Below are 17,736 nucleotides of genomic sequence, written 5' to 3'. Positions count from 1 at the left end.
ACACCTGCCATGCCCACTTCACTCCCCCTGCGCCTGTTGCAACTGTTGCTTGGCCTGTTCCTGTACGGCATGGGCGCGGCGGTGATGATCCGCGCCGCGATCGGAGTGGCGCCGTGGGATGTGCTGTCGCAGGGCATCGCGTTGCAGACGCCGCTGTCGTTCGGCGTGGCCACCAACGTGATCGGCGCGCTGGTGCTGTTGCTGTGGTGGCCGATCCGGCAGAAGCCGGGGCTGGGCACGGTACTCAACGTCATGCTGATCGGCCCGAGCGCGCAGTTCGGCCTGTGGCTGCTGCCGGAGGTGCACGGGCTGGCGTGGCAGGTGCCGCTGTTCGTCTGTGGCCTGCTGATGGTGGCCGTGGCCACCGGCCTGTATATCGGCGCACGGTTCGGCCCCGGCCCGCGCGACGGCCTGATGACCGGCCTGCACGCCCGCACCGGTTGGCCGATCTGGGTGGTACGCAGCCTGATTGAAGGTACCGTGCTGCTGATCGGCTGGTGGCTGGGCGGCAACGTCGGCGTGGGCACCCTCGCCTTCGCCCTCCTGATCGGCCCGCTCTGCGGCGTCACGCTGCCGCTGTTCGGCATCCGCAAGCCCGCCCCCGCCACCGTCGCGGCACCGTAAGCCGCCGCCACCGCCGTGCCGACCAACGGTCGGCACCTACCCAATGCAGCGCGCGCGCCCCTCCGGAGAAAAGCCCGCTTCTGTTGAAGGGGCGCGCCAACAGGCGGGGGGAGAAGAGGCATGCATCAGGGTCCAAGGTTCGCGCAGCGAACCTTGGAGCGAGGCGCGCACGGCGCCGTGAAAGGGCCTTGCGCGCAAGGCCCTTTCACGGCACCCTGCGCGCTTCCGTACGCAAGCGTATCGACATGTCGCCAGCCGCCGAATCCCCCGCCTACCCCCATCTGTTCGCCCCGCTGGACCTGGGCTTCACCCAGCTGCGCAACCGCGTCCTGATGGGTTCCATGCACACCGGCCTGGAGGACCGCGCGCGCGACTTCCCGCGCCTGGCCGCCTATTTCGCCGAACGCGCCGCCGGCGGGGTCGGCCTGATCGTGACCGGCGGCTTCGCACCGAACGTGGTCGGCTGGCTCAAGCCCTTCGGCGGCAAGCTGTCCTGGCCGTGGGAAGTGCGACCGCACCGCCAGGTGACAGCCGCGGTGCACGACAACGGCGGCAAGATCTGCCTGCAGCTGCTGCACGCCGGACGTTATGCCTACCACCCCCTGTCGGTGGCCCCCAGCAAGCTGAAGGCGCCGATCAATCCGTTCACCCCGCGCGCGTTGAGCGCTGGCGGCGTTGACCGCCATATCGCCGACTACGCGCGCAGCGCGCGGCTGGCGCGCGAGGCCGGTTACGACGGCGTTGAAGTGATGGGCTCGGAAGGCTATCTGATCAACGAGTTCATCGCCCCGCGCACCAACACGCGCACCGACCGCTGGGGCGGCGACGCGACCCAGCGCATGCGCTTCGCGGTGGAGATCGTGCGCCGCATCCGCGAGGCCTGCGGCCCGGACTTCATCATCATCTACCGGCTGTCGCTGGTGGATCTGGTCGACGGCGGCAGCAATTGGGATGAAATCGTGCAGCAGGCCAAGGCCATCGAGGCGGCCGGCGCGACCTTGATCAATGCCGGTATCGGCTGGCACGAAGCACGCATCCCCACCATCGCCACCTCGGTACCGCGCGCGGCGTTCGCCGGGGTCACCGCCAAGCTCAAGCCGCATGTGCAGCTGCCGGTGATCGCCACCAACCGGATCAACATGCCCGACGTGGCCGAACGCATCCTGGCCAGCGGTGGCGCGGACATGGTGTCGCTGGCACGGCCGCTGCTTGCCGATCCGGAATGGGCCAACAAGGCCCGCGCCGGTCGCCCCGAAGCGATCAACACCTGCATTGCCTGCAACCAGGCCTGCCTGGACCACGTGTTCGAGAACAAGACCGCCAGCTGCCTGGTCAACCCGCGCGCCGTGCACGAGACCGAACTGGTCTACCGCCCGGTCACCGTCGCCAAGCGGGTGGCCGTGGTCGGTGCGGGCCCGGCCGGGCTGGCCTGCGCCACGGTCGCCGCCGAACGCGGCCACCACGTGACCCTGTTCGACGCCGGCAGCGAGATCGGCGGCCAGTTCAACGTGGCCAAGCGCATTCCGGGCAAGGAAGAGTTCCACGAGACCCTGCGCTACTTCCGCCACACGCTCGAGCAGACCCGGGTCGAGGTGAAGCTGGACACCGTGGCCGATGTCGCCACGTTGGCCGGTTTCGACGAGGTGGTGGTGGCCACCGGCATCACCCCGCGCCGGGTCGACTTCCCCGGTGCCGACCACCCCAAGGTGGTCAACTACCTGGACGTGCTGCTGGGCCGGGTCCAGGCCGGCGCGCAGGTGGCGATCATCGGTGCCGGCGGGATCGGCTTCGATGTCGGCGAGTTCCTGGTCCACGAGGGCCCCTCCAGCGCGCTCGATCCCGCCCGCTGGATGGCCGAATGGGGCGTGGACCCCAGCTTCGAAGCCCGCGGTGCACTGGCAACGCCCGCGCCCGAAGCGCCGGCGCGCAAGGTTTGGCTGCTGCAGCGCAGTCTGGGCAAGCCCGGCGCGCGCCTGGGCAAGACCACCGGCTGGATCCACCGCGCCACGCTCAAGGCCAAGGGCGTGAAAATGCTGGGCGGCGTGGAGTACCTGGGCGTGGACGACACCGGCCTGCGGGTGCGCATCGAGGGCCAGGAACAGACCCTGCCGGTGGATCACGTGGTGGTCTGCGCCGGCCAGGAACCGCGCCGGGATCTGCACGCCGCGCTGCAGGCGGCCGGGGTCAACGCGCACCTGATTGGCGGCGCCGACGTGGCCGCCGAACTGGATGCCAAGCGCGCCATCCACCAGGGCAGCCACCTCGCCGCGCAGCTCTGAAACGGGTCCTCGACGACCTGAATACGGGTCCGGAAGCACATTCCGGCCCGCCCTCCGAACCTGAATGTCAAGCTTTCGGGTTCAGGATGCATTGGGAAATGGCCCCCTATCGTGCGCCAACTTTCCCGCTCACCACCCAGTTCGAGTGAGCGCGCGGACCCCACGTCTTGTTCGGGTCCGCCCCCGGGCGACCCCGATGGTCGCCTCCCCATGACGCCAAGTCGTACCCCCGCCCCGTCCGCATGATCGGATGGACCAGCCAGGTGCGGCCTACACGGAGCAAGGAGATTTATGAAACTGGCCTGGATTCTCTGGCTGTCGCAGTTGTTGCCGCAGCCGGCCGCCGATTCGTTGTGCCTGAGCACGACCGTCTACCTGGAAGCGCGTGACCAGACCCTGCGCGGCCAGCAAGCCGTCGCCGAGGTGGCCCTGCGCCGCCTGGACAGCGGGCTGTGGGGCGACTCGATGTGCAAGGTGGTCACCGCGCGCAAGCAGTTCGCACCGACCATCGTGGCGCCCGGCACCCAGCTGGGCAATGCCGATGCCTGGCAGGAAGCGATGACGGTGGCCTTCGATGCCGAGCGCAACTGGGCGCTGCCGGTGGGTGAGCGCAAGGAAATCGTGCCCGGCGCAAGCCACTTCGCCGCCCTGGCAATCGCCAACCCCAGCTGGCGCAATGCCTACCAGGTGGCCACCATCGGTGACCACACGTTCTACCGCGTGCAGAAACTCAAGCCGCGCACGTCGTAACGGTCTGTTACGGCCATACCGTTGAGGATGCGGGGCCCACTCTGGAATAGTGGGCAGCTGACCTTCCACCCATCCGTCAACGGAGTTCCCATGAAGCTGTACAGCAAGCCCGGTGCCTGCTCCACCGCCGACCACATCGCCCTGCAGTGGACCGGCCAGCCGTTCGAGGTGGAACTGCTCGACAAGGACACGCTGAAGGCGCCGGCATTCCTGAAGATCAACCCGGCCGGTTCGGTGCCCGCGGTGGTCGATGGCGATTTCATCCTGACCCAGAACGCGGCGATCATGGGCTACATCGCCGACACCTACCCGCAGGCCGGCCTGGCCGGTGATGGCAGCGCCCAGCAGCGCGCCGAGGCCACCCGCTGGCTGTCCTTCGTCAACTCGGACCTGCACCCGGCGTTCAAGCCGCTGTTCGGGCCGGGCAATTTCATCGAAGACGACACCCAGTTCGACGCGCTCCGTGCCACCGCGCGCAAGCGCCTGCGCGGCCTGTTCGAACGCGCCGACAAGCAGCTCGCCGACCGCCCGTGGCTGGCCGGCTTCCGCAGCTTCGCCGACCCGTACTTCTACATCACCCTGCGCTGGGCGGCCGGCGCCAAGATCGACCTGAGCGGCCTGGACAACATCGCCGCGTACAAGACCCGCATGGACGCCGATGCCGGCGTGCAGGCCACGCTGAAGGCCGAAGGCCTGAGCTGAGTCGTTCAACGCGACATATATATAGTGAAGCGCCCGGCATTGCCGGGCGTTTTCTTTTGCGGTCACCCGGGGAGGGGTAGAGCCACCCCATGGGTGGCTGTCTCTCGAGGTGGCTGTCTCTCGAGGTGGCTGTCTCTCGACAGGTGGCTGTCTCGCCATGGGTGGCGGTCCGCAAATGCGGCATCGCGCGCAGCCACCCATGGGGTGGCTCTACCCGAATTGGTTGTTCCAGCCACCCATGGGGTGGGTATACCACCCGACGAGGGTGGGCGGGATCAGCCGACGGTGCGCACTACGTTGCCCTGTGCGTCGCGCAGCTGGGTGGGCTCCACCCGGATCTGCAGGCGGCCGCCGGGCAGCGGGTAGACGCCGCGCTGGGCCTGCAGGTGGTCCAGCAGGGCGCGCAGGGTGGCCGGGCTGAGCACGCAGCGTGCAGTGTCCGTCTCGATCTCCAGCTGATCCACCTCACCGGGCTCGAAGCGCCAGCTGCGCTGCGCGTTGAGCAGGGTCAGCGCGTGGCCATGGTCCAGCCGCAGCGGCAGCAGTTCCAGCACGCCCGGCACCTGGCCGGCGCCCAGCACCAGCTCCACGCTGTCGCCCTGGGCCTCCCAGTCGAGCGTTTCCAGGAACAGCAGGCCGGTGGTGGAGCCGTCGCGGGCACTGCCCACCTCGACCTGCGCAGCCAGGGCCGGATCGGCCAGCAGCGAACCGCGCTGCAGGTCGGTGATCCACAGCGGCATGGCCGGCAACAGCGCATCCAGCACGCCCTGGGTGGACCAGCGGCGCACCGCCGCCATTTCGTCATCGGCCAGCCCGACCACCTGCAGGAAGCGCACGCGGCCGTTGGCGGTGTCGCGCGGCGGCAACTGCGGATCCTCCACCAGCGCCAGGTGGCGCAGCACGGTGTCGGTGTCCAGCGCGATCGGACCGTTGGCGTCCAGGTGGTGGCCGGCCTCGAACACATTGCCGCTGCTGAAGACATAGCGCGCCAGGTTCTGCAGCAGGTTCATCGGCCACACCGGCGGCGCGTCGTCCGCGCCCTGCCCCGGCGCGGCGGCCAGGCGGAAGGTCAGCTCGAAGCCGTAGCCGCTGTCGGCCGCATCGTCGCTCTGCTTGTCGTACAGCTCGGAGAAGCCGTAGGTGACGTAATGCCAGTGCGGGCGGGGCGATTCGGCCCAGTACACGCTGATCCCGTCGAGCGGGTCATTGCCGCCCAGGGTGTACGGCAGCGCTGTACCGAAGTGTTTGGGTTCCTGCCCCGGGTACAACGCGGCCAAGGCCGCATTGATGGCATCCCAGCCGGGGGTGCCGTGGTCATCGTGCGTGGGGTCCATCGCGGTGCTCCTGCAGGTGTAGCCGGGCAAGGTAACGCCCCCGCGCGGCAACGACCACCCTGGCAGGCGCTGGCGATTCAGCCAGGCACGGGCTCGGCGCTGGCGTCGGGCTGCGGCTGCGGCGATGCGTCGAGCACTGCATGGGTGTCGCTCAACCAGCGGCTGGCCAACGCCGGGCTCTTGGCCTTGGCGACGGCGGCGGCCATGTCAGGCCACAGTTTTTCCAGCCCTGCCGCATCGGTGCAGCGCTCGATCTTGAGCTGCATGAAATAGCCCTTCAGGCCCAGATGGCGGCGCACCGATTCGCTCATCCAGTCGTACAGGCGCTTGTACAGATCGGGGTCCTGCTCGCGCCCGGCGGTGAGCGCGCGCGCGGCGGGCGGTGCGACGGCACCGCCGACAACCTCGATCAGTCCCATCTGCGCCAGCTGCGCCAGCGCGTCGTCCGGCGCGCGCAGGCCCGGCAACAATGCGGTCAACGCATCGTCATCGCGCTGACCATCGACCATCAGCAGAATGGAGCGCAACGCCGGCGGCAGCCGACGTGCACGGTCTTCGATTTCCTGGCGGCCCGCGGCCGTCTTGGCATGGATGTAGGCCATGTACTTCCCCCTGTTGCCTGCTGCAGTGCCACGCCCGTGCTCCAGCCGTTGGCCGGCGCGCGCGCGTCCCCTTGCGACCGTTGCAGGCGGATTTCCACGCCGGCGCCCCCGCGCGCCGTGTCCCCAGCGCGCGACGCCAGGCACGGAGCCTGCAGCGGTCACGTCCGGAGCTTACCTGAGGCTGGCCGACACCGATAATGCGTTGCAGCACACGCCGGTCAGGCGTTCGCGCGGAACTGCAGGTACCTGCGGATGGCACGGATGACTACCAGCAGCAGGACCGGCACCGCGATCACCTGGAGGATGTTCAGCGGCCGGGAATCCCACCAGGCATCGGCGATCAGATAGATCGCGTAGCCCAGCAGGCAGCACCAGCCGATCGCCGTTACCAGCGCTTTGCTTACCCGCATCCTGCGTTCCATCGCCATGCCGTTCTCCATGGGAATCCGCACCGAGGCAGCCCCTTCCGGGGCCGCGCCTGCGCGTTTGTACCATGCGACGCGAACGGCGCGCCTCAGTGCCCCAGCGCGCGCCGGATCTCGTCCAGTGCCGCCGGATCATCCAGCGTGGACAGGTCCCCCGGATCACGCTCCTCGGCCAGCGCCTGCAGCGAGCGCCGCAGCAGCTTGCCGGAGCGGGTCTTGGGCAGCGCGTTGACGATATGGATGTGGGCCGGCCGCGCCAGAGCGCCCAGAGAGTGGGTCACCCGCTGCATCATCTCGGTGATCACCGTGCTGCCATCGCCGTCCACCGCCTGGCGCAGGGTGACGAACACCAGCGGCACCTGGCCCTTGAGCTCGTCCTTGACCCCGATCACCGCCGCCTCGGCCACCAGCGGGTGGCCGGAGATGCACTCTTCGATCTCGCGCGTGCCCAGCCGGTGCCCGGCCACGTTGATCACATCGTCGGTGCGGCCAAGGATGAAGGTGTAGCCGTCCGCGTCGCGGATCGCCCAGTCCAGCGAGCTGTACAGCAGCTCCTTGAAGTGGCTGAAATAGCTCTGCAGGAACCGGTCGTCGTCCTTCCACACGGTGCTCATGCAGCCCGGCGGCAACGGCGGGGTCATCACCAGTACGCCCTTCTGCCCGGGCGCCACTTCATCGCCGGTGTTCTCGTCGATGACCTTCATCTTGTAGCCGAGGTTGGGGAAGCCGGGCGAGCCGAACCGCACCGGCTTCATGTCCACCCCGGGCAACAACGTCAGCGCCGGCCAGCCGGTTTCGGTCTGCCAGTAGTTGTCGATGATCGGCTTGCCCAGCGCGTCGTTGATCCAGTGCGCGGTGGGTTCGTCGAGCGGCTCGCCGGCCAGGAACACGTACTTGAGCGCGTCCAGGTCGTGGCGCGTGATGAAGTCGGTGTCGTGCTTCTTCAGCACGCGGATGGCGGTAGGCGAAGAGAACAGCGTGCGCACGCCGTACTGCTCGCACAACGCCCACCAGATGCCCGGGTCGGGGTTGGTTGGCAGGCCTTCGTAGAGCAGCGACGTGCAGCCGCCGATCAGCGGGCCGTACACGTTGTAGGAATGGCCCACCGCCCAGCCCACGTCGGAGGTGGAGAACATCACCTGGCCCGGCTTGCAGTCGAACACGGTCTGCATCGACTGCGCCATCGCCACCGCGTAGCCGCCCACGTCGCGCTGCACGCCTTTGGGTTTGCCGGTGGTGCCGGAGGTATACAGCAGGTAGCTGGGCTCGCTGGATTCCAGCCAGACCACCGGCACGTCCTGGTCGCCCACCTCGGCACGCAGCGTGGCGTAGTCGACGTCGCGACCGGGTACCTTCGGCTCGGCCGGGTCCAGCCCACGCGAGACGATCAGCACGTGCGGCGGCGGCGCGGTGGCCTCGGCACAGGCCGCATCGACCATCGCCTTGTACGGAATCACCTTGCCACCGCGCTTGCCGGCATCGGCGGCGATCAGCAGCTTGGGCTCGGCGTCGTCGATGCGCAGCGCCAGGTTGTGCGCGGCGAAGCCGCCGAACACCACCGAGTGGATCGCCCCGATGCGCGCGCAGGCGAGCATCGCAAAGACCGCCTCGGCCATGTTGGGCATGTAGATCACCACGCGGTCGCCACGGCCCACGTCCAGGCGCTGCAGCACGGCGGCGAACGCGTTCACCTCGCGATACAGCTGCCGGTAAGTGATCTCGCGGGTGACGTCGGTTTCGGTGGAGATGGCTACCAGTGCGAGCTGGTCCGGGCGATCGACCAGGTGGCGGTCCACGGCGTTGTAGCAGAGGTTGGTTTCCCCGCCGACGAACCAGCGCCGGAAGGGCGGGTTGCTGTAGTCGAGGATCTGTTCCGGCGCTTTATGCCAGTAGATGCGCTGGGCCTCTTCAGCCCAGAACGCCTCGGGTTCATCCACCGAACGCCGGTACATCTCTTCGTAACGCATGACAGCCCTCCCAGACAGAATCATGGGATCGAGCATAGTCCGATGGCGGCGAACGAACCGCACGACCTTGGTCGTACTTGGGTGCTGCCAGGCAGGGTCGAGAGCCGGCCAGCGGCCGGCACTACCGCGGGCTGCGGCCGGTATGTTCCACAAAAAAACGCCGGGCAATGCCCGGCGTTTTCTGACAGCGTGCCGACACAGGGTCGGCAGGGCGCCGCGGGTCGATCAACCCAGCAGGTGGGCCACGCCGCTGCGCTCTTCTTCCAGCTCGGCCAGGGTCTTGTCGATGTACTTCTGGCTGAAGTCGTCCACCGGCAGGTCCTTGACCAGGGTGTACTCACCGTTTTCGGTGGTCACCGCAAAGCCGAAGATCACGCCTTCCGGAATGCCGTAGGAACCGTCGGACGGCACGCCCATGGTCACCCACTTGCCGTTGCTGCCCAGCACCCAGTCGCGCACGTGGTCGATGGCGGCATTGGCGGCCGAGGCGGCCGAGGACGAACCACGGGCTTCGATGATCGCCGCGCCGCGCTTGCCCACGGTCGGGATGAAGGTGCCGGCGTTCCATTCCTGGTCGTTGATCGCATCGGCAACCGACGCACCATCGGCGGTGGCAAAGCGGTAGTCCGGGTACATGGTCGGGCTGTGGTTGCCCCACACGACCAGCTTCTCGATGCCACCAACCGACTTGCCCAGCTTGGACGACAGCTGGCTCAGCGCGCGGTTGTGGTCCAGGCGCAGCATGGCGGTGAAGTTGCGCGGGTTCAGGTCCGGCGCCGACTTCATGGCGATGTAGGCGTTGGTGTTGGCCGGGTTGCCGACCACCAGCACCTTCACGTTGCGGCTGGCGACCTTGTTCAGCGCCGCGCCCTGCGCGGTGAAGATCTTGGCGTTTTCCAGCAGCAGGTCCTTGCGCTCCATGCCCGGGCCGCGCGGACGCGCGCCGACCAGCAGGGCGATGTCGGCATCCTTGAAGGCCACTTCGGCGTCATCGGTGCCGACCATGCCGGCCAGCAGCGGGAACGCGCAGTCTTCCAGTTCCATCATCACGCCGCGCAGCGCGGCCTGGGCCTTGTCCACCGGCAGCTCGAGCAGCTGCAGGATGACCGGCTGGTCCTTGCCCAGCATTTCGCCGGAGGCGATGCGGAACAGCAGGGCGTAGCCGATCTGGCCGGCGGCGCCGGTCACGGCAACACGAACAGGTGCTTTCATGGGGATTTCCTCTGCTAAGAAGCGTAGTGCCGGCCGCTGGCCGGCTGTAGTGCCGGCCGCTGGCCGGCTGAGTAGTGCCGGCCGCTGGCCGGCTGAATAGTGCCGGCCGCTGGCCGGCGGAGTACCGGTGGGAGATGGCCGCACGGGCGGGGACAGGCCTGGCGGGGCGGCCGGAACGTAGAAACGGCCCCCTTTGCAGGGGGCCGTTCGTGTTTTTCGGGATCAGGCCGGGATCAGCTTGTTCCACTCGGCCACGCGCTCGGCCTGGGCGGCCAGCACGGCGTCGGTGTCGCCTTCCAGGGTGATCGAATGGATCACGTCGCCCTGCTTGACCGAGTCAACGATGGCCTGGCCGTCCAGGACCTGGCCGAACACGGTGTGCTTGCCGTCCAGCCAGTCGGTCTTGATGTGGGTGATGAAGAACTGGCTGCCGTTGGTGTTCGGACCGGCATTGGCCATCGACAGCGAGCCCACCTGATGGCGCACGCCGTTCTTCTCGTCTTCAAACTTGTAGCCCGGACCGCCGGTGCCCTGACCCTTCGGGCAGCCGCCCTGGATCATGAAGTCCGGGATCACGCGGTGGAAGACCAGGCCGTCATAGAAGCCGCGCTTGACCAGGTTGACGAAGTTGGCAACCGTCAGCGGGGCCTTGTCGGCGAACAGCTCGACCTTGATCGGGCCCTGGGTGGTGTCGAAAGTGGCGATGAGGGACATGCAAATCCTTGGGGTACGGGGGTTTGTCGTTAGCCCCATAGGATACACCTCGCGTCATCGCATTCGCGCTGCCGCCCCACGGTTCGCTGCGCAAACCGCGGGCCCCATTTACCATTGTCCATACCCCCGCCGCTTCGCGGCCGCCCCCTGACTCAGGGGGCTTTCCCTCCGGGCCTGCCAACGGCCGCCCGCCGTGGCACGGCTTCCACACGATCCGACGTGGCAGGTCCGGCCCGCGAAAGTCGTTACCTGAATGGGGATGCGGGGCGCCCTGAAACGCACTTTTCGCGATTGGTCATCTTGGCCGTATAATGTTGGACTTCTTTTTCCAAATCCGGCGCCGACTGGCCCCCTTTCGCATGTCTATCGAAAATCTTCGCAACATCGCCATCGTCGCCCACGTCGACCACGGTAAGACCACCCTCGTCGACCAGCTGCTCAAGCAGTCCGGCACCCTCTCCGAGCGCACCGTGCTCGCCGAGCGCGTGATGGACAGCAATGACCAGGAAAAGGAACGCGGCATCACCATCCTGGCCAAGAACACGGCCATCACCTGGGAAGACAAGAAGACCGGTATCAAGAACCGGATCAACATCGTCGACACCCCGGGACACGCCGACTTCGGCGGCGAAGTGGAGCGCGTGCTGTCCATGGTGGACACCGTGCTGATCCTCGTCGACGCGATGGACGGCCCGATGCCGCAGACCCGCTTCGTCACCCAGAAGGCCTTCGCGATGGGCTTCAAGCCGATCGTCGTGGTCAACAAGGTCGACCGCCCGGGCTCGCGTCCGGATTGGGTGATCGACCAGGTCTTCGACCTGTTCGACAAGCTCGGCGCCACCAATGAACAGCTCGACTTCCCGATCGTCTACGCCTCGGCCCTGAACGGCTACGCCGGCCTGGAAGACACCGTGCGCGACGGCGACATGACCCCGCTGTACGAAGCGATCATGCAGCACGCGCCGAAGCCGGAAGTGGACCCGGACGGTCCGTTCCAGATGCGCATCAGCCAGCTGGACTACAACAATTTCGTGGGCGTGATCGGCATCGGCCGCATCCAGCGCGGCACCCTGAAGAAGAACATGCAGGTCGCGGTCATCGACCGTGAAGGCAAGAAGCGCAACGGCAAGGTCGCGCAGGTGCTGGGCTTCCTGGGCCTGGAGCGCATCGAGCAGGACACCGCCGAAGCCGGTGACATCGTCGCCATCTCCGGCATCGCCGAGCTGACCATCTCCGACACCCTGTGCCACCCGGACACCCCGGAAGCGCTGCCGGCCCTGACCGTCGACGAGCCGACCATCTCGATGACCTTCCAGGTCAACAACTCGCCGTTCGCCGGCAACAAGGACCTGTCCGGTGGCAAGTTCCTGACCAGCCGCCAGATCAAGGACCGTCTGGACCGCGAGCAGGTCCACAACGTGGCCCTGAAGGTCGAACAGCTGGAAGACGCCGACAAGTTCCTGGTCTCCGGCCGTGGCGAACTGCACCTGTCGGTGCTGATCGAAAACATGCGTCGTGAAGGCTACGAGCTGGCCGTGTCGCGCCCGGAAGTGATCATCAAGCACATCGACGGCCAGGCCATGGAGCCGATCGAGCAGCTGGTGGTGGACATCGAAGAACAGCACCAGGGCGGCGTGATGGAAAAGCTGGGCACCCGCAAGGGCCAGCTGAAGAACATGGAGCCGGACGGCAAGGGCCGCGTGCGCCTGGAATACCAGATCCCGGCCCGTGGCCTGATCGGTTTCCAGAACGAGTTCAAGACCCTGACCCAGGGTTCGGGCCTGCTGTTCCACGTGTTCGACCATTACGGTCCGAAGGAACAGGGCGCCATCGCCAAGCGCCAGAACGGCGTGATGATCGCCAACGCTCCGGGTGCCACCCCGGCGTACTCCCTGGGGCCGCTGCAGGAACGCGGCAAGCTGTTCGCTGCTGAAGGCGACAACGTGTATGAAGGCCAGCTGGTCGGCATCCACTCCAAGGACAACGACCTGACCGTCAACGCCATCAAGACCAAGCCGCTGACCAACATGCGCGCTTCGGGCAAGGACGATGCGATCCAGCTGACCCCGGCGATCAAGTACTCGCTGGAACAGGCCCTGGACTTCATCGAAGACGACGAGCTGGTCGAGATCACCCCGAAGGAAATCCGCCTGCGCAAGAAGGGCCTGACCGAAAGCGACCGCAAGAAGGCATCGCGCGGCGGCTGATAGGACCCTGTCGTGACCGACAAGCCCTACAACCCGGATCCTCACAAGCATCCGGGGTTGCACCTGATCGCCTTGCTGGAAGCCAGCAAGGCGGTCCTGGCGCTGTTGGCGGCAACCGGGCTGGAAATGCTCGGCCCGCAGCCACTGCGCGAGGCGGTCAATGCCCTGATCCGGCGTTTCAGTCTGGACCCGGATCACGGCACCCTGCCCTCACTGCTCAACATGATCAATCCCGATGCGGTGCACCTGGCCGCGGTGGCCATGCTGGCCTACGGGGTGCTGCATCTTTTCGAGGCCTGGGGCCTCTGGCGCGCCAAGGCCTGGGCCTCCTGGCTGGGCTGCGTCACTGCCGGCATCTACCTGCCGTTCGATATCTACGCCATCATCCGCCACCCTGGCTGGGCCTCGTGGTCGGTGCTGGTGATCAACCTGATCGTGGTCGGCGTGCTCGCCCGCGATATCCGCAAGCGTCATCCCAAGCCGACCGCCCCGCGCTGAGTTGCCAAGCGTGGCACCGGCTGGTTAGCCTGAGCGCCGGTTCCCGGAACACCCTGATGCGTCTGCCGCTGACATCGATGGTGATGCTCGTGTCGCTGTGCGGCTGCGCGCCTGCGCCCGCGCCGGTACACGCCAGCGAAGCGAACGCCGCCCCTGCCGTGCCGCCCCCCGATGTTCCCTTCGCCTACGCCGAGACCGACATCGTCGACCTGCAGGCGCAGATGACCGCCGGCGCCCTGGACAGCGTCACCCTGACCCGTGCCTACCTGGAGCGGATCGCGCGCCTCGACCGCGCCGGCCCGCGCCTCAACGCGGTGATCGAGCTCAATCCCGACGCCCTCAAGGAGGCCGCCGCCCTGGATGCCGAACGCCGGCACGGGCAACTGCGCGGTCCGCTGCACGGCATCCCCGTGCTGCTCAAGGACAACATCGGCGCGCGCCCGATGAGCAACAGTGCCGGCTCGCTGGCGCTGGCGAAATTCCGCCCCGACGACGCCTTCCTGGTCACCCGCCTGCGCACGGCCGGCGCGGTGGTGCTGGGCAAGACCAACCTGAGCGAATGGGCCAATTTCCGCTCCAGCCAGTCCATTTCCGGCTGGAGCGCGCGGGGCGGCCAGACCCGCAATCCCTACCGCCTCAGCCACAACCCCTGCGGCTCCAGCAGCGGCAGCGCGGTGGCGGTGTCGGCCAACCTGGCGGCCGCCGCGGTGGGCACCGAAACCGACGGCAGCATCGTCTGCCCGGCGGCGATCAACGGCGTGGTCGGCCTCAAGCCTACCGTCGGGCTGATCAGCCGGGAGGGCATCATCCCGATCTCCTTCAGCCAGGACACCGCCGGGCCGATGACGCGCAGCGTCGCCGACGCCGCGGCCCTGCTGACCGCCATGGCCGGCCGCGACGACGCCGACCCGGCAACCGCGACCATGCCCGGACGCGCGGTCTACGACTACACCGCGCGATTGAACGCCGACAGCCTGCGCGGTGCGCGCATCGGCGTGTTGCAGGGCCCGCTGGACCAGCGCCCGGGAATCGCCCCGGCGCTGCAGCACGCGATCGGCGTGCTGCGCGAGGCCGGCGCCGTGGTGGTGCCGGTGCAGCTGCCCACCCAGGGCCAGTGGCAGGAGGCCGAGCGCATCGTGCTGCTGCATGAGTTCAAGGCCGGCCTGCAGCGTTACCTGACCCGATACAACGCGCCGGTGCGCAGCCTGGACCAGGTAATCGTCTGGAACCGTGAGCACGCCGACAAGGAGCTGCTCCCGTTCGGCCAGGACCTGATGGACGAAGCGGCCGCGGTGGGCGGACTGGGCGACCCGACCTACATCGCCGCGCGCAGTCAGGCACGGCGCCTGGCCGGACCGGACGGCATCGACGCCGCGCTGCGCGCGCAGCAGCTGGACGCACTGATCGCCCCCACCACCGGCGTGGCCTGGCCAATCCGGGCCGGCGCGGGCGACGATTTCCCCGGCGAGAGCTACAGCGCGGCCGCGGTGGCCGGCTACCCCAGCCTGAGCGTGCCGATGGCGCACGTGGACGGTCTGCCGCTGGGCCTGCTGTTCATGGGCACGGCCTGGAGCGAGCCCCGCCTGATCGAACTGGCCTACGCCTACGAGCAGCGCACCCGCGCCCGGCGCCCGCCGCGGTTCCAGACCAACAGCCTGCTGCCGCATATCAGCCCGCCCTGAGCGCGGCGTACCGGCCCACGGTCGGTACCTACCGGCTGCGGAACCATCGACGCGGGTCGGCGGCGACACCCCGCCCCTCGACCGCCGTTACGGCCCCGGCGGGATTGCCGGCGCACCATCCTCGGCGCCGGGCGAGCGCACATCGTCGGCCGGCTGCGAACGCGGCCCACGTAGACCCGGATCAGGCTGCTGCAACAGTTCGGCACGCGTGCGCGGCAGCGCCTGCGGGTGTTCGCGGGCCAGGAAGTCCAGCATCCGCTCGCGCACGATGCAGCGCAGGTCGAAGGCATCGCCGGAGTTGCGCGCGCTGACCAGCAGGCGCACCTGCAGCGTGTGGTCGGTGGTCTCGGTCACCTGGGTCACGCACACCCGGCCATCCCACAACGCTTCGCCCTTGCAGATACGCTCCAGCTCGGCGCGGATCGCCGCAATCGGCGCCCGGTAGTCCAGCCACAGGAACGCGGTGCCGAGCAGGTCGGCGCTGCGCCGGGTCCAGTTCTGGAACGGGTTCTCGATGAACCATGTCAGCGGCACCACCATCCGCCGCTCATCCCAGATGCGCACCACCACGTAGCTGCTGCCGATCTCCTCCACCCGGCCCCACTCGCCCTCCACGATCACCACATCGTCCAGCCGGATCGGCTGGGTCAAGGCGATCTGCAGGCCGGCGATCAGGTTGCCGAACACCGGCTTGGCGGCGATACCCGCGACCAGGCCGATGATGCCGGCCGAGGCCAGCAACGCGGTGCCGATCTGGCGCACCATCGGGAAGGTGAGCAGGATCAGCGAAATGCCCACCAGAATGATCGCGCCCATCAACACGCGGCTGAGCACCCGGGTCTGGGTCTGCACGCGGCGGGCCTCGAGGTTGTCGGCCACCTCCATCGGGTGGTCGCGCAGGATCGCCTGCTCGCCGGCGGCCACCGCGCGCACCAGCAGCCAGATGAAGCAGGCGGTCAGCCCGATGTGCAGCATGCGCAGCGAGCCGTCCAGCCAGCGCCCCTGCAGCGGCGTGGCCTCCAGCGCGGGAACCAGCAGCAGCAACGGCAGCGCGAATGCCAGCGGGCGGCTGATCACCCGAGCAATGCGTGCACGTCGGTAGTCACGGCCCTTGAGGCGGCGGGTCAGCGCCATCAGCAGCCACCAGCCGGTGAAACCCACCACCAGCGCGATGCCGATCGGCCACAGATACACGCTCGCCAGTTGCCAGTCCAGGGTCACTGCACGCTCCTGCGGTCTTCAACGGAAGACCGCAGGATGCCAGCGTGGCCATGACCAGCATGTCAGCCGGATGTAAGCCGCGCGTGGACGGCAACCGCTGCGTCAGGCGGCGTAATGCTGCTGCTTGCGCACGATCGCCATGGCGATCTCCAGCGACTGGTCGTAGTTCAGGCGCGGATCCACCGACGAACGGTAGGCACGCTCAAGATCACGTTCGGTCAGTTCGCGCGCGCCGCCGGTGCACTCGGTGACGTCTTCGCCGGTCAGTTCAAGATGCACGCCGCCCAGGCGGGTGCCGGCGGCCGCATGCAGGTCGAAGGACAGCTCCACTTCGCCCCGCACGTTGTCGAAGCGGCGGGTCTTGTAGCCGTTGCTGGTGCTTTCGGTGTTGCCGTGCATCGCATCGCACACCCACAGCACGCGGCGCCCGTCGCGCTTGACCGCATCCAGCAGCGGCGGCAGCTTCTCGGCGATATGCGCCGCGCCCATGCGGTGGATGAAGCTCAGGCGGCCGGGCTCGTCATCGGGGTTGAGCACGTCGATCAGGCGCAGCAGCTGGTCCGGTTGCACCGACGGGCCCACCTTGATCGCAATCGGATTGCGCACGCCGCGCAGGTATTCCACGTGCGCGCCGTCGAGCGCGGCGGTGCGCATGCCGATCCACGGGTAATGCGTGCTCAGGTTCAACCAGCCCTGCTGGCGCGGCACCTGGCGGGTCAGCGCCTGTTCGTAGGGCAGCAGCAGCGCTTCGTGCGAGGTGTAGAAATCGATCCGGTTGAGGTTGTGCACGCGCACCCCGGCCAGCGTCTCCATGAAGTGCACCGCGTCGCCGATCGACGCGACCATCTTCTGGTAGTCGGCGGCCAGCGGCGAATGCTGCACCCAGTCCAGGTTCCAGTATTCGGGGTGGTGCAGGTCGGCGAAGCCGCCGTCGATCAGCGCCCGCACGAAGTTCATGGTCATCGCCGAATGCGCATGGGCCTGCAGCATCCGGCGCGGATCGGGCAAGCGCGCCGCTTCGGTGAACTCCGGTGCGTTGATCACATCGCCGCGGTAGCTGGGCAGGGTCACGCCGTCGCGGGTTTCGGTATCGGCCGAACGCGGCTTGGCGTACTGGCCGGCGAAGCGGCCCACCCGGATTACCGGCTTGCGCATGCCATGCACCATCACCAAGCTCATCTGCAGCAGCACCTTGAGCCGGTTGGAAATGGTGGTGGATTCGCAGTCGCTGAAGTTCTCGGCGCAGTCACCGCCCTGCAGCAGGAAGCGCTTGCCCTCCTGCGCATCGGCCAGCTGCTGCTTGAGCGCCAGGATTTCCCAGGAGGTGACCAGCGGCGGCAGCCGCTTGAGCTCGTGCAGGGACGCGTCCAGTGCCAGCGGGTCGGGATAGGTCGGCATCTGCAGCGCGGGCTTGCCGCGCCAGCTTTCCGGCGACCAGGCGGTATCGACATCGGTCGCGACAGGATCGGCTACGGGCGGGGCGGACGGGCTCATCACGGACTTCCGGGAGGGGGTGGGG

15 protein-coding genes are annotated in these 17,736 nt (G+C 68.0%); 7 read left to right on the top strand and 8 right to left on the bottom strand.

From position 1 onward, the window contains the following. Nucleotides 1-9 precede the first annotated feature (9 nt). From yczE to ABIA71_RS16395, 4 genes are all read left to right on the top strand, one after another. Nucleotides 10-624, top strand: a complete 615-nt coding sequence (gene yczE, locus ABIA71_RS16410) for a membrane protein YczE (protein WP_354286590.1) — start codon at nucleotides 10-12, stop codon at nucleotides 622-624. 245 nt (nucleotides 625-869) lie between these two features. Then, nucleotides 870-2,903: an oxidoreductase gene (locus ABIA71_RS16405; RefSeq protein WP_354286588.1), complete on the top strand. Its 2,034-nt coding sequence runs from the start codon at nucleotides 870-872 to the stop codon at nucleotides 2,901-2,903. A gap of 291 nt (nucleotides 2,904-3,194) precedes the next feature. After that, on the top strand, nucleotides 3,195-3,653 hold the full coding sequence (locus ABIA71_RS16400; RefSeq protein ID WP_038690229.1) for a cell wall hydrolase: 459 nt from the start codon (nucleotides 3,195-3,197) through the stop codon (nucleotides 3,651-3,653). 90 nt (nucleotides 3,654-3,743) lie between these two features. Next, nucleotides 3,744-4,355, top strand: coding sequence for a glutathione S-transferase N-terminal domain-containing protein (locus ABIA71_RS16395; RefSeq protein ID WP_354286586.1), 612 nt, complete (start codon nucleotides 3,744-3,746; stop codon nucleotides 4,353-4,355). A gap of 275 nt (nucleotides 4,356-4,630) precedes the next feature. Here ABIA71_RS16395 and ABIA71_RS16390 read toward each other — a convergent pair whose 3' ends face one another. The 6 genes from ABIA71_RS16390 to ABIA71_RS16365 form a co-directional block, all read right to left on the bottom strand. Further along, on the bottom strand, nucleotides 4,631-5,689 hold the full coding sequence (locus ABIA71_RS16390; protein ID WP_354286584.1) for a suppressor of fused domain protein: 1,059 nt from the start codon (nucleotides 5,687-5,689) through the stop codon (nucleotides 4,631-4,633). A 77-nt stretch (nucleotides 5,690-5,766) separates the two neighbouring features. Next, nucleotides 5,767-6,291, bottom strand: coding sequence for a hypothetical protein (locus ABIA71_RS16385; RefSeq protein WP_354286582.1), 525 nt, complete (start codon nucleotides 6,289-6,291; stop codon nucleotides 5,767-5,769). A gap of 218 nt (nucleotides 6,292-6,509) precedes the next feature. Continuing rightward, complete coding sequence (locus ABIA71_RS16380) at nucleotides 6,510-6,719, bottom strand: hypothetical protein (protein WP_354286580.1); 210 nt, start codon at nucleotides 6,717-6,719, stop codon at nucleotides 6,510-6,512. A gap of 86 nt (nucleotides 6,720-6,805) precedes the next feature. Next, nucleotides 6,806-8,683, bottom strand: a complete 1,878-nt coding sequence (gene prpE / locus ABIA71_RS16375) for a propionate--CoA ligase (protein ID WP_354286578.1) — start codon at nucleotides 8,681-8,683, stop codon at nucleotides 6,806-6,808. A 225-nt stretch (nucleotides 8,684-8,908) separates the two neighbouring features. After that, nucleotides 8,909-9,895 (bottom strand): malate dehydrogenase, encoded by a 987-nt coding sequence (locus ABIA71_RS16370; RefSeq protein ID WP_038690241.1) that lies wholly within the window; start codon nucleotides 9,893-9,895, stop codon nucleotides 8,909-8,911. 222 nt (nucleotides 9,896-10,117) lie between these two features. Further along, on the bottom strand, nucleotides 10,118-10,609 hold the full coding sequence (locus tag ABIA71_RS16365; RefSeq protein WP_038690243.1) for a peptidylprolyl isomerase: 492 nt from the start codon (nucleotides 10,607-10,609) through the stop codon (nucleotides 10,118-10,120). 359 nt (nucleotides 10,610-10,968) lie between these two features. Between ABIA71_RS16365 and typA the strand changes: the two genes are divergently transcribed. Genes typA through ABIA71_RS16350 form a run of 3 tightly spaced genes read left to right on the top strand, consistent with a single transcriptional unit; the run spans nucleotide 10,969 to nucleotide 14,996 of the window. Beyond that, entirely contained in the window at nucleotides 10,969-12,816 is a 1,848-nt protein-coding gene (typA, locus tag ABIA71_RS16360) for a translational GTPase TypA (RefSeq protein ID WP_128097090.1), read from the top strand. A 12-nt stretch (nucleotides 12,817-12,828) separates the two neighbouring features. After that, complete coding sequence (locus ABIA71_RS16355; RefSeq protein ID WP_354286575.1) at nucleotides 12,829-13,314, top strand: DUF2127 domain-containing protein; 486 nt, start codon at nucleotides 12,829-12,831, stop codon at nucleotides 13,312-13,314. A gap of 56 nt (nucleotides 13,315-13,370) precedes the next feature. After that, nucleotides 13,371-14,996, top strand: a complete 1,626-nt coding sequence (locus ABIA71_RS16350) for an amidase (RefSeq protein ID WP_354286573.1) — start codon at nucleotides 13,371-13,373, stop codon at nucleotides 14,994-14,996. Between the two features lie 87 nt (nucleotides 14,997-15,083). On the opposite strand, the gene ABIA71_RS16345 is transcribed toward ABIA71_RS16350, so the two are convergent. Then, the gene (locus ABIA71_RS16345) at nucleotides 15,084-16,211 is read right to left on the bottom strand and encodes a mechanosensitive ion channel family protein (RefSeq protein ID WP_354286679.1); all 1,128 of its coding nucleotides are present in this window, start codon (nucleotides 16,209-16,211) and stop codon (nucleotides 15,084-15,086) included. Between the two features lie 108 nt (nucleotides 16,212-16,319). Further along, nucleotides 16,320-17,711: a class II 3-deoxy-7-phosphoheptulonate synthase gene (locus ABIA71_RS16340; RefSeq protein WP_354286571.1), complete on the bottom strand. Its 1,392-nt coding sequence runs from the start codon at nucleotides 17,709-17,711 to the stop codon at nucleotides 16,320-16,322. Between the last annotated feature and the right edge of the window lie 25 nt (nucleotides 17,712-17,736).

Source organism: Stenotrophomonas sp. 2619 (assembly GCF_040548725.1).
Lineage (GTDB): Bacteria > Pseudomonadota > Gammaproteobacteria > Xanthomonadales > Xanthomonadaceae > Stenotrophomonas > Stenotrophomonas maltophilia_AP.
This window is presented reverse-complemented; position numbering and strand designations above follow the sequence as displayed.